This window comes from Bifidobacterium thermophilum, from assembly GCF_002846655.1.
Taxonomy (GTDB): domain Bacteria; phylum Actinomycetota; class Actinomycetes; order Actinomycetales; family Bifidobacteriaceae; genus Bifidobacterium; species Bifidobacterium thermophilum.
On record NZ_PCGX01000010.1, the window covers coordinates 498696 to 523255 of the forward strand.

The window sequence follows — 24560 nt, forward strand, 5'->3', positions numbered from 1 at the left end:
GTCATCCTGACAACTTCGGAACTGACACCGACAATTCCGACCTTAGTAACCCGGACGTGCCGGACTGCGAAGTACTGGACACGAATCTGCTGGGCTCTGACCAACTGGGCACGAAAGACCTACTGAAAAGACCCGCCCCCCATAAAAATGGGAAAGCCCCATGCACACCGGCAATCGGCATGTATGGGGCTTGTGCGTTCTCGTTCCGCCCTAGGCTCGAAATAACGGACGGAACCAGAAATCAGGCGAGTGTCGCGGTATCCAGCGGGATGCCGGGGCCCATCGTGGAAGTGATGGTCGCCTTGGTGATGTAGCGGCCCTTCACGGTGGACGGCTTGAGACGCTTGATCTCGTCAGCCACTGCCTTGAAGTTCTCGTCAAGAGCCTTCTCTTCGAAGGACATCTTGCCGATCAGGAAGGACAGGTTGCCGTGCTTGTCCACACGGAACTCAATCTTGCCGCCCTTGATATCCTTGACAGCCTTGGTGACATCCATGGTCACGGTGCCGGTCTTCGGGTTCGGCATCAGGCCACGCGGGCCGAGAATACGGCCGAGACGGCCAACCTTGCCCATCATGTCCGGGGTAGCCACGACAGCGTCGAAATCGAGGAAGCCGTCCTGGACCTTCTGCACGAGATCGTCATCGCCGACGATGTCGGCGCCGGCCTCGGTGGCCTCGGTGGCCTTCGGGCCGCGGGCGAACACGAGGACCTTGGCGGTCTTACCAGTGCCGTTCGGCAGGTTGACGACGCCGCGCACGAGCTGGTCGGCCTTGCGCGGATCCACGTTCAGACGGTACACGGCTTCGATGGTTTCATCGAAACCACGCTTCGGCATGCTCTTGAGCAGAGCGATCGCCTCAGGAGCGGTGTACAGGTTGTTACGATCGACCTTCTCGGCCGCCTCGCGGTACTTCTTGGAGTGCTTCTTAGCCATCTGTCCTTCTCCTCTCAGTCGGTGACCGTGATGCCCATGGAGCGGGCGGTACCTTCGATGATCTTCATGCCAGCCTCGACGTCGCGGGCGGACAGATCAGGCATCTTGATCTCGGCGATTTCGCGGACCTGAGCCTTGGTGACGGTACCGACCTTGTGGGTCAGCGGGTTCTCGGTGCCCTTCTGGATACCGGCGGCCTTCTTCAGCAGAGCTGCGGCCGGCGGGGTCTTGAGCACGAAGGTGAAGGAACGATCTTCGTAAACGGTGATCTCAACAGGGACGACCTGGCCCATCTTGTCCTGCGTGGCCGCGTTGTAGGCCTTGCAGAAGTCCATGATGTTGACGCCATGCGAACCCAGAGCCGGACCCAGCGGCGGGGCGGGGTTCGCCTTGCCAGCCTGGATCTGAAGCTTGATCAGCGCTGTGACTTTCTTCTTAGGAGCCATTGTCTGGTTCTTCTTTCTGTGAAGCGGTGGTTACGGTCGCCACGCACGAGGCGCAGTCTCCTCCCGCAACGTTCATTGCTGTGCTGTGCTAGCGGGTCTCCCCTCCAGACACAAACATCACCATTATGCTCGTTTGTCTCGACAACATCAGTGTCGCCACGCCCATGATGCGGTGCGGCACGAAGACACCGACCGCGCCGTGACAATCACCACCCAGAACTCCTCCTCCCCACAAACCAGCTACGCTCAGCCCCACCCAACGTAACCAGATTGGATGTGCCGAGCACAATGACAATGGCGGCGGCACCCGGTGAGGTGCCGCCGCCATTGAGTACGAACGGATTGTTCGGCTTCAGTCGATCTTCTCGACCTGTCCGAAGCCGAGCTCCACAGGCGTGTCACGACCGAAGATGGACACGAGCACGGTGAGCTTCTGCGTGGTCGGCTCGACGTCGGAAACCACAGCCGGCATGGTCGCAAACGGGCCGTCGGTGACGGTGACCTGATCGCCAACCGCATAGGAGACTTCGAGCTTGCGCTTCTTCGCAGCAGCGGGCTTGTCTCCTGCCGCCTTCAGCGCTTCGGAAGCAATCATCGGCGCCATCATCTGCACGACTTCCTCGCGCGACAGCGGTGCCGGATCCTTGGTCGGGCCGACAAAGCCGGTCACGCCCTCGGTTTCACGCACGATACGACGAGCGTCCTCATCCGGCCACATACGAATCAGCACATAGCCAGGCACGCGGACGCGGGTGATGACCTTCTTGCCCTTTTCAGTGTGCTTCTCGACCTCTTCCATCGGCACTTCCACCTGGAAGATCTGATCCTCGAGACCGAAGCTCTGCACACGGGATTCGATGTTGGTCTTCACGCGCTTTTCATAGCCGGAGTACGTATGCAGCACATACCACTTGCCGTCGAGTGTGCGAAGGCTCTTGGAGAACTCTTGGACAGCCTTGGTGCCGGCATCCTCAGCCGGTTCGTCTTCCTTGGCTTGCGTCTGATCGGACTCGCCTTCGGATGCTTCAGCAGCATCCGTTGCCTCGGCATCGCCAGCGGCCTGCTCCGGCTCGGCGCCCTGGGCGTCGTCCGCGGCGGGCTGGGCGTCAGCTTCCGACGCCACCTGCTGCTGGGCCGCAGGAATATCACCGTTCGCTGCATCCTCATCGGATACCACGTCTGGCAACGAATCCAGATTCTCGAGATTCACTTCATCATCCATGCTTACTTAACCTTCGTGTGTACGGATCAGCCGAAAACGAGCAACACGAGCTTGCCCAAGCCAAAGTCCATGGCAGTGACCAGGGCCATCAGCACCAGCACAAACACGAACACCGCGAACGACCAAGAGAACAGCTCTTTGCCGGTAGGGGTCACAACCTTGCGCAGCTCATTGAACGTCTGCTTGATATACAAGCCGATCCGCATGAAAATATTGGGCTTACGCGGCTTGTCTGTACGTGCCTTGGCCATTTCCATCCTTCGCTCGGCTACTGAACATCCAAAAGACTGGCAGGGACGGCGGGACTCGAACCCACAACCTACGGTTTTGGAGACCGTTGCGCTACCAATTGCGCCACATCCCTAGGTGAACTCTGCTCATTCTATCGAAACGACGGGACTGAGCAAAACCGCCAAGAGGCCATCTTAGCGGGTACTCGCGATTTAGTCCAATCGGGTTCCGCCACACGCGTCATACCGCCGAAAATCAGAGTGTCGAAATGGCGCGGGCACCGACGCAACTGCAGCATCGGTGTAAACGACAAGTGCCCAGCCACGACCCACGCCGTGACCGGGCACCGCACCCCCTACCGGGAATCAGCCAATCCACTCCTTGAAGTAGCGCATGCCCTTGGCCAGATCCTCGTCGGAAAGCGCATAGGAGAAGCGCAGGTAGCCGGGAGCACCGAAGGCCTCGCCCGGAACCGCGGCGACATGGCCTTTGTCGAGCAGCAGCGCGGCGAATTCCTGCGACGTATGGGCAACCGAACCATTTGCGCCCAGCGGCTTGCCGAGCAGCTCCTCGATATTCGCAAACGCATAGAACGCGCCGGTCGGCATCGGGCAATGCACGCCCGGAATCTCGTTGAGGGCGGCGACAATGGCGCGACGGCGCTTGTCGAAGGCCTCACGCATCGCGGCCACGGCGGACAGGTCGCCGGCGACGGCGGCGAGCGCGGCACGCTGGGAGACATTGGCGACATTCGACGTCATATGGCTTTGTAGCTTGGTCTGCGCCTTGGCGACCTCGAGCGGGGCGACGGTCCAGCCGACGCGCCAGCCGGTCATCGCATACGTCTTCGCCACGCCGTTAAGCACGAGTAGCTGGTTGCGCACTTCGGGCACCTCGGCGCCGACATAAGCGGTCTTCACGCCGTCATAGTTGAGGTGTTCGTAGATTTCATCGGAAACGACCCACACGTGGTGTTCCACGGCCCACTCGCCGATCGCCTTGATGGTTTCACGGCTCCACACGGCACCGGTCGGGTTAGATGGCGAGGTGATGATGATTGCCTTGGTGCGATCGGTACGCGCCGCTTCGATTTTGTCGATATCCGGTTCGAAGCCCTGCTCGGCGCCGGAGAACACCGGAACCGGCTTGCCGCCAGCGAGCTTGACGACCTCAGGATAGCTGGTCCAATACGGGGCGGGGATAATGACTTCGTCACCGGGATTGAGCAACAGCTGGAATACCTCGTACACAGACTGTTTGCCGCCGTTGGTGACCACGACTTGGTCAGGCGAGACCTCGTAGCCGGAATCGCGCAGCGTCTTGCGCGCGATCGCCTCACGCAGCTCGGGCAGACCGGCCGTCGGAGTGTAGCGGTGGTTCTTCGGGTCACGGCATGCAGCCGCCGCGGCGTCGACGATGTAATCAGGGGTGGGGAAATTCGGCTCGCCCGCACCGTAGGCCACGATGTCGATGCCCTGCGCCTTCATCGCCTTCGCCTTCGAATCGACAGCGAGGGTCGCGCTGGGGGCGACATTGTTGACACGGTCGCTCAGGTTCTGCCAGTCAGCCATAGTCATGGCCTCTACTGTAATCGCTACGGGCGAAAACCGTCCCGCTGCCGCGACACGCACTCGTACGGCACAACGGGACGGTCGCGGTATGGCCGCTGCCAACGGGACGCCGCCATATGCCAGACACAGCATGAAATCACGAAACGACAGTCACGAAATGGTAGTCACACCGCCACTCCAATCGCGCGAAGCATATGATGACCATTCGTGCGAATCCCACAAATCGCGCAAATCCCACAAATTCCGCAAATCACACAAGAACGAGATTATCGCGATGCACAAGCGGATGCGCGTATTCGTCGCCGAAGAAACGCCGCAGCTGCGCGGTGTTGCGCCCCAGCATGCGCGGGATTTCCTCGGAATCGTAGCCGGAGAGCCCCTTGGCAATATGCTTGCCGGACTCGTCGTCAATCCAGATCGGGTCGCCTGCGGAAAAATCGCCACGCACCTCGAGAACGCCGGCGCTCAGCAGGCTCGCACGGCCGGCACGCACGGCTTGTGCGGCTCCCGTGTCCACGACAAGCACGCCACGCGGATGCGACGCGAATTTAATCCACAGCCGCCTCGACGAACCACGCCGCTTGATGGGCGCGAACGCCGTACCCACCGGGTCGCCCATCAAGGCCGGCCCTGCATTCGCAGCACAGGTGAGCACCGCAGGAATGCCCGAGACCGCGGCCATATGGGCGGCTTCCAACTTGGTGACCATGCCTCCGGTACCGACGCCAGAGGAGCTGCCCGCGACTTTGACCTCATTGAGCGCGCGCTCAACATCGGGTACGAAATCGATTTTCTTCGAACCGGGTTGGCTCGGGGGCGCGGTATACAAGGCGTCCACGTCAGTGAGCAGCACGAGGGCGTCCGCGCGCACGATATTCGCCACCAGCGCGGACAGGCGGTCGTTGTCACCGAACCGGATTTCGTTATTCGCCAGGGCATCGTTCTCGTTGACGACCGGCACGACGCCCAAATCAAGCAGACGATCCAAGGTGCGCTGCGCGTTGTGGTATTGCGTCGCCCTGATCGTGTCCTCCGCGGTGATGAGGATTTGGCCGACCCGGATGCCGAAACGGCTGAACGACACCTCATACCGGGCCATGAGCAGTCCCTGGCCGACGGATGCGCACGCCTGCTGCGTTGCGATATCGGCCGGCCGGCGTTCGAAGCCAAGCGGCCCGAATCCGGCAGCGATAGCGCCCGATGACACGAGGACGATGCGCGCCCCTTGCAACCGCGCGCATGCGAGTGCCGCGACCAGCGCGTCCAGTTTCGCCGGGTCAAGATGCCCCGAAGGCTTGGTCAGCGAACTGGAACCGACCTTGACCACAATCGTCTGCGCTTGCGCGATGGACCGTCTGACTCTCTCATGCGTGGGCTGTGCCATTACTCCCCGGCTTCCTCGCTGTCCTGCTCCTGGTCGTCACCGGCCTCGCCACGTCCGAACAGACTTTCGCGGTCATGACGGTCGTCGTCCACGCTCGGATCGGCCCAGTGGCCGGCCTTGCGTTCCGCCATCATCGCCTCGCGCACAGCCGCGCGGGCATCCATCATCTCGTGGTATTCGCGTCGGCGTTCCGCATTCGTACGGCGCTGGGCACGCGGATCATTCGCCTCGAGGCGCAGATCCTTGCCGCGCGAGCCCAGTTGCGAGCCGTCCAGCATCTCGGCGCCCGCCGCGATGGTCGGATCCCAGTCAAAGGCGACCGCGCGGTCGCCCCGCCCGATGCGCACCTCGTCGCCCGCATGCGCGCCTTGGCGCCGCAGCTCGTCCTCGACACCAAGCTTGGCCAGCCGATCGGCGAGATAGCCGACGGCTTCGTCATTGTCAAAGTTCGTTTGGACGACCCAACGTTCCGGTTTGGTGCCGGTGACGGTGTACCACACGTCGCCGTTGCGGTTCGTTTCGCGCTCGACCTTGAAATCAGCCTCAGCGACTGCAGCAGGGCGTCTGCGACCCTTGCGTTCGAGCGGTTTGATGACGACGCGCTCGTCCTCCTGCTCCTGCTCGCGGCGCGCAACCTCCTTGCGCATCTGGGTGACCAGCTCGCCGAGGGCATACCCGAGTTCTTTGAGGCCGGCGTGCGAAGCGGTGGACACCTCGAACACGCGCAACCCCATCTTCTCGAATTCGGGACGCACAAAGTCCGCGAGTTCCTTGGCTTCAGGCACATCGACCTTGTTGAGCACGATGATGCGCGGACGATCGGGAATCGGAATCGCACCCACCGGCAGTTCCAGCTTGTCCGCGTACTGGGCGAGCTCATGTTCGAGCGCGTGGTAGTCGGACACCGGGTCGCGGTCAGGTTCGAGGGTCGCGCAGTCGATCACATGCACGATGATTTCCGTACGCTCGATATGGCGCAGGAATTCCAAGCCAAGCCCCTTGCCTTCGGATGCGCCCGGGATCAGACCCGGCACATCCGCGATGGTGTACCGGTAATCGCCGGCCATGACCACGCCGAGATTCGGCACCAGCGTGGTGAACGGGTAATCGGCGATTTTCGGCTTGGCGGCGCTCATTGCTGCGACCAAGCTGGATTTGCCCGCCGAGGGGAAGCCAACGAGCGCGACGTCCGCAATGGACTTAAGCTCGAGGACGACATCGCGTTCCTCACCGGGCTCACCAAGCAAGGCGAAGCCCGGAGCGCGACGCGTACGGTTCGCCAGCGCGGCGTTGCCGAGCCCGCCCGCACCGCCCGCAGCGGCGACGAACCGGTCCCCCACATGCCGCAGATCCGCAAGCAGTTCGCCGGGGCGCTTCGTCTGGCCCTTGGCACCTTTCGCAGTGAAAATCATCGTACCGACCGGTACCGGCAGAATCAGGTCCTTGCCTTTCGAGCCATCTTTCGTATCTCCCAAGCCCATGGTGCCGCTGTCGGCTGTGCGGTGGGGAATGAACCGGTAATCCAGCAGGCTGTTCGCGTTCTCATCCGCCACAAAGATGACGGAACCGCCGTCGCCGCCATTGCCGCCGTTGGGGCCGGCAAGCGGCTTGTATTTCTCGCGCCTGATGCCTGCGGAGCCGTTGCCCCCGTCGCCGCCCTTGACATGGACGGTCACCCGATCAACAAAATCTGCCATAGTGTCACCTTACGTCGTCCGACCGCCGGTGAACGCACAAGACGGACGGGAATTCATGGATAATCAACGATACCGCCATACCGCGATATCATGCGCGATGCGCCCTAAGACTGAGCCCGCAGCGATACGGAACCACCGTCACGACGCGACGCTGTGGAACAGCCGCGTCACAAGCCGCGCCGGAAGTCACCCCGAAAACCGCGCCGCGAGCAGCACTGGGCAATAAAAAAAGCCGCGTCCGACAACGGGCGCGGCTTCAGGTATTGATGCGTCAGGCGGTGACGACGTCGACGACCTTACGGTCACGACGGACACCGAACTTCACGCTGCCGTCCTTGAGGGCGAACAGGGTGTGATCCTTGCCCATACCGACGTTCTCGCCGGGATGGAACTTGGTGCCGCGCTGACGGACGAGGATGTTGCCAGCGAGCACGGACTCGCCGCCGAACTTCTTCACACCGAGGTATTGAGGCTGCGAATCGCGCCCGTTACGTGAGCTGGAAGCGCCCTTCTTATGTGCCATGATCTAATTCCTTTCGGTCCTCAAGAACGCTCAGGCGATCTCGGTGATCTTGACGAGGCTGAGCTTCTGACGATGGCCCTTACGACGGGTCACGCCAGTCTTGTTCTTGTACTTCATGATGTTGATCTTCGGGCCCTTGGCTTCGTCGTTCACGACTTCGCCCTTCACGGAGACCTTGGCAAGGTCCTTGGCGGCAAGGGTGACCTTGGAGCCGTCGACTACGAGCGCGACCGGGAACTCCACGGTATCGCCCTGCTTTGCATCGAGACGGTTGACCAGGATGACGTCACCGACCTCGACCTTTTCCTGATGGCCACCGGCCTTCACAATCGCGTACATATTCCGTTCCTTATGTTGTGGAAAGCTTACTGTCCAGCGCGTTCGAGCCTCCGGCCAGACACCAACTCTCAAAACTACACCGACCCGCGTACATCCGTCAAGTCGATGAAACAACGCGTGTCAGCCTTCGGACACCGGTCTCGTATCGGTGCCCGAAGGCCGTCAGTCACCGTTCAGTGGCACCGTCCGTATTGTCGGCATCGACTGCCGAGTCTGCCGAGTCATCAGCCTGTGAGGCGGCATTGCGCTCGGCGCGCTCCGTGTTTTCTGCGTTCTCGGCGTTATTCGCTGCGACCGCCGCCGCGGCGATCTGCGCAAGCTTGGCCTTGACCGCCGGGCTCGAGCCCTTCGGCGCCTGCACCTCGGGAGTGCCGTGACCGTGCTTGTTCGTCTTGACGAACGGATCGCCGCCCTTCATCGCGTACGGATCGTCATACTCGGCACTGACCGTCGGCTCGTCATGGATGATGAAGCCGCGGCCCTTGCACGTCGGGCACTCCTCCGAGAAAGCCTCGACCAAGCCCTGGCCGATGCGCTTGCGCGTCATTTGCACCAAACCGAGCGAAGTGACCTCAGCGACCTGATGCTTGGTACGGTCACGCGCCAGGCACTCGACCAAGCGGCGCAGCACCAAGTCACGGTTCGCGGGCATCACCATGTCGACATAGTCGATCATGATCATGCCGCCGATGTCACGCAGACGCAGCTGGCGGGCGATTTCCTCGGACGCCTCAAGATTGCACCGGGTGACAGTCTCCTCAAGGCTCTTGCCCTTGCCGATGAACCGGCCCGTGTTCACATCGATCGTGGTCATTGCCTCGGTGCGGTCGATGACGATCGAACCGCCGGACGGCAGGTATACCTGACGTTCCATGCCCTTGCGCAGCTGGGAATCAATCTGCCACTTGTCGAACACGTCCTTGCCGCCATGCTCCTCGGGATCCCACTTGACCAGCTTGTCGCGCAGGTCCGGGGCCATCGTGTCGAGATATTCCTCGATCCGCTCGTACACGCGGTCGCCCTCGACGATCATCTGGGAGAAATCGTCGTTGAAGATGTCACGCACCACGCGGATGGCGACATCCGGCTCGCCCTGCAGCAGCTTCGGACGCTTGCCGTGCAGATACAGGTCGCGCTTCTCGCAAATCTTGTCCCACTGCCGGCGCAACGCCTCGAGATCCTTCTCGATGGCCTCCTCGGAAGCGCCTTCAGCTGCGGTACGGATAATCACACCCATATCCTTCGGAGCGATCTTCGAAACGATGGACTTCAGGCGAGCACGCTCACGGTCAGGCAGCTTGCGGCTGACGCCCGTCATACCGCCGGACGGTACGAGGACAAGGAAACGGCCTGCGAGCGTGACCTGCGAGGTCAGACGCGCACCCTTGTGACCGATCGGGTCCTTGGTGACTTGCACAAGCACCGGGTCGCCTGACTTGAAGGCGAGCTCGATGCGGCGCGGCTGCCCTTCAAGACGCGTGGTGTCCCAGTTGACCTCGCCGGCGTACAAGACGCCGTTACGCGGCTGGCCGATATTCACGAACGCCGCCTCCATGCTCGGCAGCACATTCTGCACGCGGCCGAGATAGATGTTGCCGACGGTGGCGACCTCCTGGATGTCGGAGACGTAATGCTCAACCAGCACGTTGTCCTCGATCACCGAAATCTGCGTATGGTGGCCGCGTTCGCGCACAACCATGAGCCGGTCAACATGCTCGCGGCGGGCGAGGAAGTCCTGCTCCATGATCTGGTTCTGGCGGCTGCGCTCACGACGGTTGTCCCGGCGACGCTGCTTCTTGGCCTCGAGACGGGTGGAGCCTTCGACATCGGTGATTTCGTCGATGTATTGCTGCTTGCGGGAACGGCGGACTGGCTCTTCGCTCTCCTCCACGCCTTTGTCTGAACGACGGCGACGACGGCGACGGGTGACTGTCGTATCCTCGTCCTCGTCACGGTGGCGGTGGCGCACCTCGAGAATCTGCTCGTTGTCGTCCTCGGACTCCTCGCGGGACGACCGGCGGCGACGGCGACGGGTGCGGGTGTCCTGAGCGTCCTCATCGTCATCGGCATGGTCGTCCTTGCGTGAGCCGCCGGCGTTCCGATTGCCGGACATCACTTCGGCGATTGGGGTATAGGCGATGTCGTCGTATTCGAGGTCTTCTTCAATCTGTTCGACCTCGGCGGCAGCACGACGCTCCTGTGCATTCAATCGGCGGGAACGTCGGCCGCGACGAGGTTCGTCTTCTTCCCGATCGTCGGCGGCGGACTCGTCACTGCTGTCACGGCTGTCACGCGAATTCGCACTCTGATTGGAGCGTTCGTCATCACGTTCCACATCATCTTCACCGCGGCCGCGACCACGACGCGAGCGGCTACGGCGAGTGCGGCGAGGTTCGCGTTCCTCGTCACGTTCGTCACGCGCATCACGCGCATCACGACGGTCGGAATCATCTTCGGATTCCATGTCATCGGCGTCGGAGACGGATGCCCCGGAAGACTGATGCGACGGCAGCACCGGCTCCTGGAAGAGCAGGGATGTCATCGGCTTGGAACGGCGATGCGTCCGGGTGGCGGACGGCGCTGCATCCCCATGCTCGTGGGAGAGGGAATCAAGCGCATCCTGGACACGCTCCTCCGGAGTTTCCGCGTCGGCTACGCCATGGCCGCCCAGAACGGCAGTATCTGCGACAGGCTGCGCGGACGGCTCATCATCGGCAGCGATACGGGTACGACGGCGGGACCTCGTTGAGGTGCCCTGCAACCCTGCCGCGCGGGAAATCCGGCGGCGGCCACGGTGCGGCGCATGCTGTTCCCCGTCCGTTTCAGCATCTTCCGTTGCGTTGTCCGCAGACGCAGTGTTGCGCACGGGAGCCGGATCAATCGCTGGCTCTTCGAACAACGGCTTGGGGTGCTCCTCAACCTTCAGCGCAAGGTCCGCGCCTGCGGCCCCTGCGCCACGCACGACACGACGGCCTCCGCGACGCCGGCGAACCGGGGCCGAGAACGTCTCAGACGAAGCCGCCTGATGCTGTGCCGATGTTGGAGTCGTGTTGGTCTGCTGCTGCGCTTCGCGGGATTCATTCGAATCGTCCGCAAAGCCCTGTTCTTCTGTTCTGGGCACAATGCTCCTCGCGATATGCTGCAGCCATATCGCCTTTTCCCGGCCCCGCACAGTTGTCACACCGCGCTCTCACCGCGGCCGCGCACCATTCGCGCCCATACGGGGCAATACATAAAAGTCTAGCTGCGCGACGGCGGACACCGGCGCTCGCATTGGCCACCATAGCCGGATTGCGAGGGGATCGACGCCATCAAACGCATGACGGCTGTTGCAGAACCGTCACACTCAAGTATGACACAAAAAATGCGAAGCTCGCGCACAAGTCGAAAAATCGGCAGTATTGTTCGTGCTTGCGGCGATTATGACCTGCCACGCGTGAATACGCCAGGATTGCGCTGAGCACACACCGAGATTGTGCAGGTATTTCGCGGTGCCTACTCGGTGCTTAATCAGGGAATGCACGGAACTCGTGCTGGAACCGAGGACTACGCCAGCCAATCCAGCAGGATGGATGCCATACGCGTCAATTCGCTGGCTGCAACCTGCTCATCATGCTTGTGGGCGAGCAACGGACTGCCGGCCCCGAGATTGACCGCCGGGACACCGAGCTGAGCGAAGCGTGCGACATCAGTCCACCCAAGCTTCGCCTGTGGATCGCGGCCAGTACGCTCCTTGACCAACGCGGCGAGCGAGGCGGCGAGCGGATCGTCCATACCGGGGCGCGCGCTCGGCGACTCGTCCTTCATCTCGATGCCGAAGCCCGCAAACATGCCACCGGTCGCCACATGCTCGCCGTTGCCCAGCTCGGCGCCCGCGTCCGCGCCCATCATTAGCGCCTTCGCCTGTGCAATCGTCTTGTCGGGCGCGAAACGGTAATTGACATGGACACGGCATTCATCGGGGATGACGTTCGTGCCTTTGCCGCCGGAAATCAGCGTTGCGTTGACGCCTTCGCGATATGTCAGTCCGTCCACGGTCACGTCTTGCGGCTCGTACGCGTTAAGCGTATTGAGGATCGGTGCCGCCTTATGGATGGCGTTCGAGCCCATCCACGCACGGGCCGAATGCGCCGCCACACCGTGCGTGATCACATCGAAACGGATGGTTCCGTTGCAGCCGCCTTCGATGCCGCAATCCGTCGGCTCGCCGATCAGCGCAAAATCGCCCTGGATCCAATCAGGATGGCTTTGTGCGACCTTGCGCAAACCGTTCTTCTCCGCCGCGACTTCTTCATGGTCGTAGAACACGAAGGTGAGATCGTATTTCGGATTCTTCAGATTCGCCGCGAGATACAGCATCACCGCATCCGAGGCTTTCATATCGGTGGCACCCCGCCCCCACATCACTCGTTCGCCAGGGTATGCGGCGGCGATGTCCTCGCGGATCAGCGGATCGCCCGGTTCCAGCCAGCGCGGCGGGAAATTGTCGATTACCGGGACCGTGTCCAGATGCCCGGCGAGGACCACCCGACGCTCCCGGCCCAGATTCGTGGACGCGACCACGGTATCGCCATGCCGCCGCACCGTCAGATGCGGTTGGCGGGACAGGAACGCCTCAACCTCGTCAGCCAACGGGCCTTCATCGTCGCTGACAGAATACCGGTTCATGATATCAGTGAACATCCGCTCGATTTCGGTACGCATCCGCTCGGCTTCGCTGTCGTTTCCACCGTTATCCGTCATTGTCATATCATCCTCCGTCAATCAGGGAAGGCCAATCGGGAAGACCGGCATGCGCGCCTCGCAACCCACGCCATCGCCAATACCCGCCTATTTCGTCATGTCTCATCATCGCAAAGGTCATGGATACCCGCACGGAATGTCTCAGATTCCCGTTTTTCAGTGCGTTTACGGGTGTCCTGCCGGCGATGCCCGTGATACGAGACCATGGACGCGCGTCACACCGCAAAGACGGATACTGGAGTCGAGACGCACGCCAGAAGGCCATCGTCGCCGACGACGCTTACCATGCGAAACGCGGAACCGGTATCGCAACCGTGTCCGGATAGCGGACATGCTGGCCGCAAGGCTTGGAGCATCGGACAGGACAAACATCAAGACGAGGAGAGGTGGGAATGCCAGGTTTACTGAGCGCCATGGAAGGATTCTGCGTGATCGGCATCGTGATCGCAGTCGGGTATGTGGCCGCCCGCATGCAGATCGGCGGGTCGAACGCGCAGATGGTGCTCAACAGGTTCAGCTTCTTCATTTCCAGCCCCTGCCTGATGTTCGCAATCCTGTCCAAAGAGAAGATTTTCGCGATTTTCCACTCCTCGATTTTCGTGGCGTTCTTCTCAGCCATGCTGGTCGGACTGGTGTTCCTGATCCTCAACCGGCTGTTCTTCCACATGAAGGCCGCGGACGCGACCATCGGCGCGCTCAACTCGCTCTACCTCAACTCGAACAATATCGGCCTGCCGATCGCCACATACATTCTCGGAAATCCCGCACTGGTCGCTCCGATTCTGGTCATGCAGCAAGCGATTTTCACCCCTGTGGCACTGACCGTGCTGGATGTGACCACCAAGGGCGAGGTGTCCATGAAACGCATTCTGTCGCAGCCGTTGCACCAGCCACTGCTCATCGGGTCGCTCGGTGGCATCATCGTCTCGGCGATCACCGCGAAAACCGGGCATTTCATCATCCCTGACTTCATTTACGACCCAATCAACATGATCGGCGAATCCGCGGTGCCGATGATCCTCATGGCTTTCGGCATGTCGTTGCATGGCACCAAGCCGATGCAGAACAAGAGCGATGTGCCGGCGACCGTCACCGTCGCAGTGCTGAAGAATATCGTCATGCCAATTATCGCGTTCCTGCTGTCGTACTACGTGATGGGCTTCCGCGGCGCGACCCTGTACGCGTGCGTGGTGCTCGCGGCCCTGCCAACCGGCCAGAACGTGTACAACTATGCGGCGCGGTACAACGTGGGACTCACCTTCGCGCGCGACGGCATCCTGCTCAGTACGCTGACCAGCCCGATCTTCATCGCAATCGTGGCCGCGCTGCTGTCCTGAACCCTGGCGGCTTCGACTCTGCTGCTGGCTTGGACTCTGCTGACGCCCCAGTCCCAGTTCTTGCGGGAGGGGCGTCAGCGGCCTCGGTTGGCGGCGGACAGGATGCGCAGACGGTCTGAGAAGCGTTGCCAATCGGTGCGCATCGCGGTCAGGAGTTTACGGTCGGTCACTTCGCCAATCGGAATCCAGGCGATTTCCATGCTTTCATCGTCGTTCGCCCGCAGATGCACCTCATGACCGGGCTTTTCGAAGGCGAACACCGTGGTGTACGCCCACGGGCCATGGTCCTCGCGGTAAGAGCCGACCACCTCGATATCTTGCGGAGTGATGTTCGCTTCTTCAAAGCTCTCGCGCAACGCCCCTTCGATCGGTGTTTCATTGTCGGCGATTGCGCCGCCCGGAATGCCCCAAGTGCCGCCTTCCGCGCTCCACTTGGCGCGATGTTGCATGGCCACGTGCGTGACCTCGCCCGCGGCATCCCGCCGAGCGAGCAGGATTCCCGCGGCACCGTGCGTACCCCAATGCCGGCGTCCGCATGCGCAGGAAACCCAACCGTCACCGGGCTGGTGCACGTTCTCCACCGGAGGCGGGGTGCTGCCGGGGTGCTGGTCAAGTTCTTCCGGATTCGGGGCGTGCGGCTTGACATTCCACAGATCCGTCCAGCTGATATCGAGTTTGCTGACGAGACGACGCAGCAACGGCAGGCTGATGCCGATGACACCATGCGGGTCGCCATCGATCCGGTCGATGAACGCGCCGCCGAAACCCTCCAATGTGAACGACCCGGCTACCTCAAGTGGCTCGCCGGTGGCGATGTAGCGTTCAATGTCCTCATCGGTGTAATCGCCGAAATACACGACCGCACGGCTCGCATCCTGTACCGCCCGGCCAGTGGCGAAATCGATGACGCAATGACCGGTCCACAGCTCCCCGCTGCGCCCGCGCATACGGCGGAGGCGTTCCCGTGCCGTAGCTTCGTCATGCGGCTTGCCATAGCATTCACCATCGAACAGGAACATCGAATCACAACCGACAATCAACGGGCCAGGGCCGGAACCGTTCAGCCCCTCACTGCCATTGACCGGCGTGTCAATCGGTTCGACACGAGTAGGCGGGGTGATACCGGAAAAATCGCGGGTAATGGCGCTTGAGGCCACCGAAGCAGGTTGTCCCGTACCCACGTCAGATGATCCTGATACGGCAGGAGCTTCAGTTGCGTCAGCGGAGAGTTCTTCATCCGCACGACGTTGCACGCGCACCTCTTCGGCTTCAAGCGGGTAAGCGATTACGCGCTCGCCTCTTGCCGCCTTTGATGTGTCAGCGACCGCTCGGTACGCTTCGTAGACCACATTCGCCTTTGCACGGGCGAGGATGGCGACACGGTGGCCGACATCAAGCCGCTCAACGGGCACGCTGAGCTTGCTGGCAGCCTGTTCCAACGCGGCAGGCTCGTCAACATGCGAGACCTTGATGGTCGGGCAGATCCCGGCGGCGTACAGCACGTCACGTCGGGGCTTGGATTGGGAAGCCAGAATGATCGATATCGTCATTGTTCATACCTCCGATTCGATTGGCGCCGAAGCCGCCTCCAAGTGTGCACGTATTCCCCAAGCGCATCCCGCCGTTCTGTCGTCGTGACTGGTGCATGCCACGACAGGCCGGACACGGCGTTGGGCGCGGTGCCAGATTAGCTGCGCCGAACAGTCACTCCAGTGGTGTTGACCGTCAGATGCAGTACGCGCCAATGTCCGGAAGCCAGCTGATCGCCGGCAATCCGTTCGATGTCGGCGCGGGCGTCGCCATCATGCAACACCAGCACGCACGGACCTGCTCCGGACACCGCCGCAGCATAGCCGTGGTCGCGCAACGACTCGATCAGCTCCCACGAGGGGGCCATAAGGTCCTTGCGGTACGGCTGGTGAAGGCGATCCTGGGTGGCGCTGAACAAAACGGCGTTCGCGTCAAGGCTGCCGTGAAGCACACCAGGATTCATGGCCCCCGGCAGCAGGCCGACGCGGGACACGTTGAACACCGCGTCACGGTAGGGCACGGATGCGGGCAGCGCCTGACGTGCCTTTTCAGTGGACAGTTCGTAGTCCGGCACGAACACAGAAGCGTGGATGTTCTCGCTGACCGGATAGTTCACGGTATGGAATCCGCCGGAGAGCGGCTCACCGCCCGGCACGCGGGTGGAGCCGACGCCTTCCGGTGTCTGGTAATCCCAAGACACCGTCAAACCGCCGTACACTGCCGGGGCAACGTTGTCGGGATGACCTTCAATGGTGGCGGCCAGCTCAAACACCGCGTCACGATTGAGGTCGCCTTCTTGGGCGAATGCCGCGGCGGCGGAGATGCCGGCCACAATCGCCTCGGCGGATGACCCCATGCCTCGCGCCTGCGGAATGCGATTATGCGCTTCAAGCGTGAAACCGAGTCTTTCCAATCCAAGCGTGTTGCACGCTTTACGGAAGGTGGAGACCACGAGATTCGTTTCGTCGCGCGGCAGCGTGTCTTCCCCCTCGCCGTCGATGAGCACGGTGACGCTATGGTCGTTGGTATCGTCCTTCAATGTGAAGGTCAGCTCGTCGTAATAGTTGAGCGCCAGGCCGATGGTGTCGAATCCGGACCCCAGATTCGCGCTGGTCGCCGGTACCTGGACATGGACTTGCTTGGCTACGGGGATCATGGTCATCCTTCCGCGGGCAGTGGGCATGCGTGCCGACTGTTCCGCCGATTGTCGGTTGTGCGTTGGTTGTGGTAAGTCCCGGATACCGGCCGCCGTGAAGTCACGATCAGCCGGCATCGGCGCCGCGGATTGCGCGGTTTCGGTTCAGTCGAGCACGCGCAGGATGGACGGCTCGCCGGAGACGCATTCGAGCTTGCATACGGCGTCCACCGTCTTGCGCAGCGTGACCTCGTCGCACAGATGGGTGACGATGCGCAGCTGCTGCAGCTCGCCCGAATAGCCCGGATCATGCTGTGTGGGCTGGAGGTCTTGGTTCACACCGTTGATGGAGATGCCGTGGTTCGCGAATTCCTCGGCGATCGAGGCGAGCACACCCGGCTTGTCGTGGATGAGGAAACGCACGGCGAATGCGGCCTTGGACGCATCCGCCGGGGCAAGCGGCAGGGTGTTGTACGTCTGGATACCGGTCGCGGTGGTGCCGGACACGATGTTGCGCGCGGCCATCACCACGTCGCCGACAACGGCGGAAGCGGTAGGCGCGCCGCCTGCGCCACGGCCGTACAGCATGATGTCGTCGGCTTCCTTAGCCTTGATGAACACGGCGTTGAAGCTGCCATGCACGGAGGCGAGCGGGTGGTTTTCATTGATGAGGGCTGGGTAGACGCGTGCGGACACACCGGCTTCATTGTGCTCGACGACGGCGAGCAGCTTGATGACCTTGTGTTCGGCGGTCGCAGCGGCGATATCGGCCGCTGCGATCTTGGTGATGCCTTCGACGGATACGTCGTCGATGCCGACCTGGGTGTGGAATGCGAGCGTCGCCATGATGGCGGCCTTGTTCGCGGCGTCATAGCCTTCGATGTCACCGGTCGGGTCCGCCTCGGCGTAACCCTTCTCCTGCGCCTGATGCAACGCCACGTCGAAGTCGAGGCCCTTGGTGGTCATCTCGTCGAGGATGTAGTTCGTGGTGCCGTTGACGATGCCCAGCATGCTGTTGATCTTGTCACCTGCGAAGGATTCGCGCAGAGGGCGCACAATCGGGATTGCCCCGCCGACCGCGGCTTCGAAGAAGATGTCGACGCCGTGCTCCCGTGCGGCCTTGTAGATTTCCTGACCGTGCTTGGCAAGCAGCGCCTTGTTGGCGGTTATGACCGAAGCGCCGGATTCGATGGCCTTGAGCACGAAGGTGCGTGCCGGCTCGATGCCGCCAATCAGCTCGATGACGATATCGGCGCGGGTGCACAGCTCCGCAGTATCACGGGTGAGCAGGGACTGGTCGATCCACGGGTCGCTGACCGGGTCAAGCGTGGCGATGCCGACGATCCTATAGTCGCGGCCGATGCGGTGGACCAGCTCGTCATGCTGCTCGACCAGCAGACGTGCGGTCTGCGAGCCGACGGTTCCCGCGCCAAGCAACGCAATGCGAATGGGGGCTTGATTGTCTTGTACCACAGTGGATCCTTCCCGTGAGCTCGCAGCCACTGCACCAGATGCAGGCGGGGCCGCGATGCGTCGTCATCATCCTTGCCCATGGTACCGGGACAAGCTGACGTTTCGCCGAATATGCGTGCCATGCGACCTGTGGATCACACCGCAGCCGGACACCATTCACGAACCGCGATTACAACGAGGGCCGCGCCGACCTCCACGGTCGATGCGGCCCTCATACGCTCCCGATGACAATCCGATGTCAGCCCAGGTCGTAGCCGAGCAGATCGTCGATGGTCTGGCGGCGAAGCATCACATGTGCCCCGGACGAGCTGACCGCCACCACCGCGGGGAACAGCGCCTGGTTGTAGTTGCTGGCCATCGTTCTGCCATACGCGCCGGTCACGGGGACGGCGAGAATGTCGCCACGCTTGAGGTCCGCCGGCAACTGGCACTCGTACACGAGGATGTCGCCGGATTCGCAGTGGATGCCGACCACGCGCGACAGCATGGTGTCGGCGCTCCCCCGCCGGTTGGCCACGCGAGCCGTGTAATCCGCGTCGTACAACGCCGGGCGGATGTTGTCACTCATGCCGCCGTCCACCGACACGTAGGTGCGTTCGGTAATCGGCGAGCCGTCCTTCGCTGTGGTGCCTTCGGGCAAACCTACGTGCTTGATGGCGCCGACGCGGTACAGGGTCACACAGGTCGGGGCGACAATCCAGCGTCCCGGTTCGAAGGAGATGACCGGCATGGGCATGCCGAGCGCACGGTTGATGGCGGTGACCGCCGAAGCGAGACGTCCCAGCTCCAAGTCGATGTCCATCGAATCCTCGCCTTCGGTGTACGCCACCGAATACCCGCCGCCCAAATCGACTTCCGGCAGCGTGTAGGCGTCGGTCGCATAGAAGGTCTTGCGCAGCAGCATCATGCGCTTGGCCGCCTCGATGAACGCGTTCGCGTCATGGATCTGCGAACCGATATGCGAATGGATGCCGACGAGTTCCAGATCGCCGGGATACCGGTACAGATCCTTCAGCACGGCGAGCGCAGGACCGCGGGCGACCAGGTCCATGGCCTCGGCGAGCGCGGCGTCTTGCTTGCTGATGCCGGATGCGTCGAGGTCGTAGGGCGAGCGCATATCGTATTGCAGATCGCGTTGCCCGCTGTGTCCCACCGTATGGGTGTCCTGGCCGGCGGGCGCTGTGGCGTCCGCGCGGCTTGGCGTGTGTGCGTCCTCCTGTGCGATAAGGTCGTCGAGTACCTTAAGCGCGGACGGATCGGTGCCGGCAGGCAGCAGGGACATACCGAATTTCTGGTCCTCGTGCGCGGTGGAGATGTATTCGTGGCCGCCGGCGTGGATGCCGGTGGTGACGCGCAGCATGACGCGTGCGGTTTTGCCCAAGCGATGGGCGATGCGCGCGATGCGTGCGGGTTCGTCCGGGGCGTCGACCACAATCCTCGCGAAGCCCCCGCGGATGGCGAGTTCGATTTCCTCGTCCGACTTGTTGTTGCCGTGAAGCACGAGACGACGCCCGGGAACACCCGCAGCGAGCGCGATGCGCATCTCGCCCATCGTGCAAGTGTCGACCAGCATGCCGGCGTTCGTCACCAGTCGCAGCACTTCCTTGGACATGAACGCCTTGGCGGCGAAGCTCACGTGGGTTGTGGCGTTGGAGAACGCAGTGGCGGCCGCATGAACGAAGTGATGCGCGCGGGCATCGATGTCATCGGTGTCCATCACGTACAGCGGCGAGCCGAACTCGTCGAGCAGGGATTGCGCGCTGCGGCCGTGGAAAGTCAGGGCGCCGTCACCGTCGATTGAGCAGCCTGCCGGCCATACCTGGCCCAGTCCTGCAGTTGGCGTGGTTGGCGTGTTGGATTCAGTCATATCACATCTTCTCCGGTGCGCTGACACCCAGCAGATCAAGGCCTGCGGCGATGACGGTACGGACAGCGTCATTGAGCTTCAGACGCGCGGCGGCGCGTGCCGGTTCGGGGTTCTTGGCAATACGCAGCGCTTCGCGTTCAGCTTCGGGTTTGCGCTCTTCGAGGTCGGTCAGCGGCATCGGTACGACGCGTTCGATGTTGTACCACTTGTGGTATGCGGCGGCGAGTTCCTCGAGATAGTGGGCGATGCGGTGCGGGGCACGCAAATCGCCGGCCTGGGCGAGCGCGGCAGGCCACTGGGCGAGCGCGGCGAGCACTTCGCCGTCGGTTTCGGTGTCCAGCAGAGCGAGGTCGGCGGTGGTCGGGTCGATCCGTGCCTCGGCCGCATTACGGTCCACATTGCAGCTGCGGGCATGCGCGTACTGCACGTAGTACACCGGGTTGTCGTTGCTGTGGGAGGCCAGGAGGTTGAGGTCGATGTCCACGCTCGTGTTGTAATCGGTGCGGGCGAGCGAATAACGGGAGGCGTCCACGCCGATTGCATCGACCAGATCGTCGATGGTGACGACGTTGCCGGCGCGCTTGGACATGCGCACGGCCTTGCCATCCTTCATCACGTTGACCAGCTGACCGATGAGGATCTGCATGTTGACGCCCGGCTTGTCACCGAAAGCCGCGCACATGGCCATCATACGGCCAATATAGCCGTGATGGTCGGCGCCCAGCATGTAGATGGCCACGTCAGCCGGGTCGGTCTTGCGGTGACGCTTGTTGTAGTAGTAGGCGATGTCGGCTGCGAAATACGCGTAGTTGCCGTCGGATTTGATGATGACGCGATCCTTGTCATCGCCGTGCTTGGTGGAGGCGAACCAGGTTGCGCCATCTTTTTCGAAGATGTCGCCCTGTTCGCGCAGCTTGGCGATCGCACGCTCGACCTCGCCGTCCTGATACAAGCTGTTTTCGTGGAACCACACGTCGAAATGCACGCGGAAGTTCTTCATGGATTCCTGGATTTCAGCGAACATCATCGGGACCGCACGCTTGCGGAACTCCTCGCGCTGTTCGGAATCGCCTTCGCCGAGCGGCTCGCCGTCTTCGTTCTTGCCGCCGTCGACACGCGGCAGGGCCAGGATATCCACGCCATCGGCTTTCGCCTCTTCGATCACACGCTGGGCGATTTCGTCGATATAGGCGCCCTTGTAGCCGTCTGCCGGGGTTTGTTCGCCGTGGGCCGCGGCGACCAGGGACTTGGCGAAGCGGTTGATCTGCTCACCGTGGTCGTTGAAATAGTATTCACGAATGACTTTGGCTCCGTTAGCTTCGAGCACGCGGGCCATAGAGTCGCCGACTGCCGCCCAACGGGTGCCGCCGATATGGATCGGGCCGGTGGGGTTCGCAGAGACGAATTCAAGGTTGAGCGTCTGGCCAGACAGGTGATTGTTGCGTCCGAACTGCGCGCCCTGCGCGAGGACGGCGTCCACGATCGCCGCGGCTGATGCGGAGTCAAGCGTGATGTTGATGAAGCCGGGGCCGGCGACCTCGACGGCGGCAATGCCGTCTGCCGATTGCAGGCGCGCGGCGAACAGCTGGGCCAGATCGCGCGGCTTCATACCCGCCTTCTTGGCCAGTTGCATGGCGGCGTTCGACGCCCAGTCGCCGTGGCTGCGGTCCTTGGGGCGCATGACCGCGAATTTCTCGACCGGCGGGATGAGATCTTCGGTCAAGCTGCCAGCTTCACCGGCGGCGACCAGATCATGGGCAATATGGGAAATGAGTTCACTGAGCGCTTCTGGATTCATTCTTCAAAGTCTAGCGAGGGCGTTGGCCAAGTGCCGCCGCAACCGTCGTCATCGCGCATGTGAGCGTGGCCATCGCGGACAATCGACAGGCCGGGCCCTCAGACGACGTCCGGGATGTTTTCCTCGTCATGCCGGTCGCTACCGCGCGTCAGGCGCGCCCGCAGATAGTACACGCCATAGCACAGGGCGACGAAGGGAATCATGTACAGCAGCGTGGAGCGTTGCGACGGGTCGGCGACCACCAGGACCAACGCGAACAGGCACATGACTATCGCGATGATCGGCACTGCCGGGTAGCCGGGGGCATGGTAGGCGAGCGAATCCACGGTTTTGCCGGAACGCTTGAGTTCGCGGCGAAAGAGGATATGGCACACCGCCACCGACATCCAGACGGCTAAAGTCGCCAAACCGGAAATCGCCACGAGGGCAAGATAGACCGTCGAGGCGGCGACCACGCTAGACAGCAGGGCAAGCAGACCACCTGCGAGACTGACCAAGACGGCGAAAACCGGGACCCCATGGAAATTCGTTTTCGCGAGGACCTGCGGAATCATCCGTTCCTTGGCCAGCGACCACACCATGCGCGAGCAGACGTACAGTCCGGAGTTCGCGGCGGACAGCACCGCGGTCAACACGACGAAGTTCATGACGTCGCCGGCGAATGGCATGCCGATGCTCTGGAACACCAACACGAACGGGCTGGTATCCACGCCCGACTGTTTCCACGGGATGAGCGCCGCCATCACGGCGATTGAACCGATAAAGAAAATCGTCAGGCGCAACACCGTGGTGTGCACGGCTTTCGGAATCGCCGTATCAGGGTCTTTGGTCTCCCCCGCGGCGACGCCGACGACTTCAGTGCCAGAGAAAGCGAACACGACGGTCAGCAGCGTGGAGAACACCGGCAGGACCCCGTTGGGGAACCAACCGGAACGGTAATAGTTCGAGAACAATGGGGCATGGCTGTACCCCGTGATCGGGATGATGCCGAATATCGCCAGCAATCCGATGACGATGAACGCAACGATGGCGAACACCTTGATGCTGGCAAACCAGAATTCCGATTCGCCGTAGAGTCTCACGGACAGAATATTCAGTGTGAACACCACAAGGATGAACAGGGCGCTCCACACCCATGCGGGCGAGTGCGGGAACCACCGCTGCATGAGCAGTCCGGCCGCCGTGAATTCCGAGGCGAGCGCCACCGCCCAGTTGAGCCAGTACAGGATAGCGATGGTGAACGCGGTGCCCGGCCCGATGAACCGGCGTGCGTACAAGTGGAAGCTGCCGGCGTATGGCATGGCGACCGAAAGTTCACCCAGTGAAAGCATCACGCAGTAGACCAACACCGAACCGATGAGGTACGCGAGGATGGCACCAAGCGGCCCCGCCTGGTGGATTGTGTACCCGGAGCTGAGGAACAGGCCGGTGCCGATAACCCCACCGAGCGAAATCATCGTCAGATGGCGTGATTCCATATTGCGTTCAAGCTGGGTGTCTTGGGCGGGAGAACCGCTCCGACCGGCATGCTCCGGCGCATCCATCGTATGGACAGATTCGTCTACGGTGTGTCGCAATGCGGGTTCACGTTTGGTTGTCACGGTTCTGCCTGATGCTCCTGTTTACGGTGTTCTGGCGAATACAGCGGGCGATATCCATACTCGTCCGCCATCCCCTATCATGTCCGGGTGCTCTACGTCACCACCGTAGCGTCCGGGCGGGAGAACGCCCGAACACCTCAACGGCGTGTGATGACCGCGACGTGTTACAGCGCGGCGATGGCGTCGATTTCCACCAGCGCACCGGCAGGCAGATCATTGCCGCCGAACGCCACACGCGCCGGCTTGATGTCGCCGTTGAACACCGCGGCGTAGGCGGCATCGATCTCATGGAAATCCTCGACATGCTTCATATAGATGGTGGCACGCACCACATGCGCAGTATCGGTTCCCGCGGCTTCAAGCACATTGACAATGTTCTTCAACGCCTGTGCGGCCTGTTCGCCCGCCGTTTCACCCGCAAGTTTCCCAGTGGCCGGATCGAGCCCAAGCTGCCCGGAGGCGAAGACGAAGCCGTTCGCCTTGACGGCTTGGCTGTATGCACCAAGCGCGGCCGGAGCATGTTCGGATGTGACCTTAATCAGTTCGCTCATGTGGATTGCCTTCCCTGTGACATGTCGTGAAGCGCGCCGGGCGATTGCCGGGCGGCACGGTCTGGTTGCGTTGTCACACAGCCTGACCACGGGTGTTCCATGGCAGAACCGGACCGTTGGCGCTCAGTGTACTCCCGGCGCGATCGCCGGGAGCGTCACCGTTTCACCCCCTGAT

The 24560-nt window shown here is 62.1% G+C and carries 19 protein-coding genes and 1 tRNA gene; 1 reads left to right on the top strand and 19 read right to left on the bottom strand.

The annotated features are described in order from the left end of the window. Positions 1-241: 241 nt before the first annotated feature. From rplA to dapE, 12 genes are all read right to left on the bottom strand, one after another. Complete coding sequence (rplA, locus tag CQR48_RS07520) at positions 242-937, bottom strand: 50S ribosomal protein L1 (RefSeq protein ID WP_015451044.1); 696 nt, start codon at positions 935-937, stop codon at positions 242-244. A gap of 14 nt (positions 938-951) precedes the next feature. Next, positions 952-1383: a 50S ribosomal protein L11 gene (rplK, locus tag CQR48_RS07525; RefSeq protein ID WP_015451045.1), complete on the bottom strand. Its 432-nt coding sequence runs from the start codon at positions 1381-1383 to the stop codon at positions 952-954. Between the two features lie 352 nt (positions 1384-1735). Further along, positions 1736-2605, bottom strand: a complete 870-nt coding sequence (gene nusG, locus CQR48_RS07530; protein WP_101452488.1) for a transcription termination/antitermination protein NusG — start codon at positions 2603-2605, stop codon at positions 1736-1738. A 26-nt stretch (positions 2606-2631) separates the two neighbouring features. Continuing rightward, positions 2632-2856, bottom strand: a complete 225-nt coding sequence (secE, locus tag CQR48_RS07535; RefSeq protein ID WP_015451047.1) for a preprotein translocase subunit SecE — start codon at positions 2854-2856, stop codon at positions 2632-2634. 37 nt (positions 2857-2893) lie between these two features. Continuing rightward, positions 2894-2969: transfer RNA gene (locus CQR48_RS07540), tRNA-Trp, on the bottom strand. Positions 2970-3201: 232 nt separating this feature from the next. After that, positions 3202-4407 carry a pyridoxal phosphate-dependent aminotransferase gene (locus CQR48_RS07545; RefSeq protein ID WP_101452489.1) on the bottom strand — a complete coding sequence of 402 codons (1206 nt, stop codon included), beginning with the start codon at positions 4405-4407 and terminating at the stop codon, positions 3202-3204. Between the two features lie 250 nt (positions 4408-4657). Continuing rightward, positions 4658-5791: a glutamate 5-kinase gene (proB, locus tag CQR48_RS07550; RefSeq protein WP_015451049.1), complete on the bottom strand. Its 1134-nt coding sequence runs from the start codon at positions 5789-5791 to the stop codon at positions 4658-4660. After that, entirely contained in the window at positions 5791-7488 is a 1698-nt protein-coding gene (gene obgE / locus CQR48_RS07555) for a GTPase ObgE (RefSeq protein ID WP_101452490.1), read from the bottom strand. Before obgE ends, proB begins: the two co-directional genes overlap by 1 nt. 271 nt (positions 7489-7759) lie before the next feature. Beyond that, positions 7760-8011 (bottom strand): 50S ribosomal protein L27, encoded by a 252-nt coding sequence (rpmA, locus tag CQR48_RS07560; protein ID WP_015451051.1) that lies wholly within the window; start codon positions 8009-8011, stop codon positions 7760-7762. Positions 8012-8041: 30 nt separating this feature from the next. Further along, positions 8042-8350 (bottom strand): 50S ribosomal protein L21, encoded by a 309-nt coding sequence (rplU, locus tag CQR48_RS07565; RefSeq protein ID WP_015451052.1) that lies wholly within the window; start codon positions 8348-8350, stop codon positions 8042-8044. A 166-nt stretch (positions 8351-8516) separates the two neighbouring features. After that, positions 8517-11471, bottom strand: a complete 2955-nt coding sequence (locus tag CQR48_RS07570; protein ID WP_101452491.1) for an Rne/Rng family ribonuclease — start codon at positions 11469-11471, stop codon at positions 8517-8519. Positions 11472-11896: 425 nt separating this feature from the next. Then, positions 11897-13054 (bottom strand): succinyl-diaminopimelate desuccinylase, encoded by a 1158-nt coding sequence (dapE, locus tag CQR48_RS07575; protein ID WP_425513416.1) that lies wholly within the window; start codon positions 13052-13054, stop codon positions 11897-11899. Positions 13055-13485: 431 nt separating this feature from the next. On the opposite strand from dapE, the gene CQR48_RS07580 reads away from it, so the two are divergent. Next, positions 13486-14430: an AEC family transporter gene (locus CQR48_RS07580; protein WP_033492761.1), complete on the top strand. Its 945-nt coding sequence runs from the start codon at positions 13486-13488 to the stop codon at positions 14428-14430. Between the two features lie 74 nt (positions 14431-14504). Here the strand turns inward: CQR48_RS07580 and CQR48_RS07585 are convergent, their stop codons facing one another. From CQR48_RS07585 to CQR48_RS07615, 7 genes are all read right to left on the bottom strand, one after another. Continuing rightward, positions 14505-15980, bottom strand: a complete 1476-nt coding sequence (locus tag CQR48_RS07585) for a Maf family protein (RefSeq protein WP_101452492.1) — start codon at positions 15978-15980, stop codon at positions 14505-14507. Between the two features lie 137 nt (positions 15981-16117). After that, on the bottom strand, positions 16118-17116 hold the full coding sequence (gene thrB / locus CQR48_RS07590) for a homoserine kinase (RefSeq protein WP_101452493.1): 999 nt from the start codon (positions 17114-17116) through the stop codon (positions 16118-16120). Positions 17117-17260: 144 nt separating this feature from the next. After that, the gene (locus CQR48_RS07595) at positions 17261-18568 is read right to left on the bottom strand and encodes a homoserine dehydrogenase (RefSeq protein ID WP_101452494.1); all 1308 of its coding nucleotides are present in this window, start codon (positions 18566-18568) and stop codon (positions 17261-17263) included. Between the two features lie 238 nt (positions 18569-18806). After that, positions 18807-20435, bottom strand: coding sequence for a diaminopimelate decarboxylase family protein (locus CQR48_RS07600; RefSeq protein ID WP_101452495.1), 1629 nt, complete (start codon positions 20433-20435; stop codon positions 18807-18809). Between the two features lies 1 nt (position 20436). After that, the gene (gene argS / locus CQR48_RS07605; RefSeq protein ID WP_101452496.1) at positions 20437-22233 is read right to left on the bottom strand and encodes an arginine--tRNA ligase; all 1797 of its coding nucleotides are present in this window, start codon (positions 22231-22233) and stop codon (positions 20437-20439) included. A gap of 98 nt (positions 22234-22331) precedes the next feature. Next, complete coding sequence (locus CQR48_RS07610; protein WP_101452497.1) at positions 22332-23777, bottom strand: amino acid permease; 1446 nt, start codon at positions 23775-23777, stop codon at positions 22332-22334. A gap of 221 nt (positions 23778-23998) precedes the next feature. Continuing rightward, the gene (locus CQR48_RS07615; RefSeq protein ID WP_015451064.1) at positions 23999-24385 is read right to left on the bottom strand and encodes a Rid family detoxifying hydrolase; all 387 of its coding nucleotides are present in this window, start codon (positions 24383-24385) and stop codon (positions 23999-24001) included. Positions 24386-24560 lie beyond the last annotated feature (175 nt).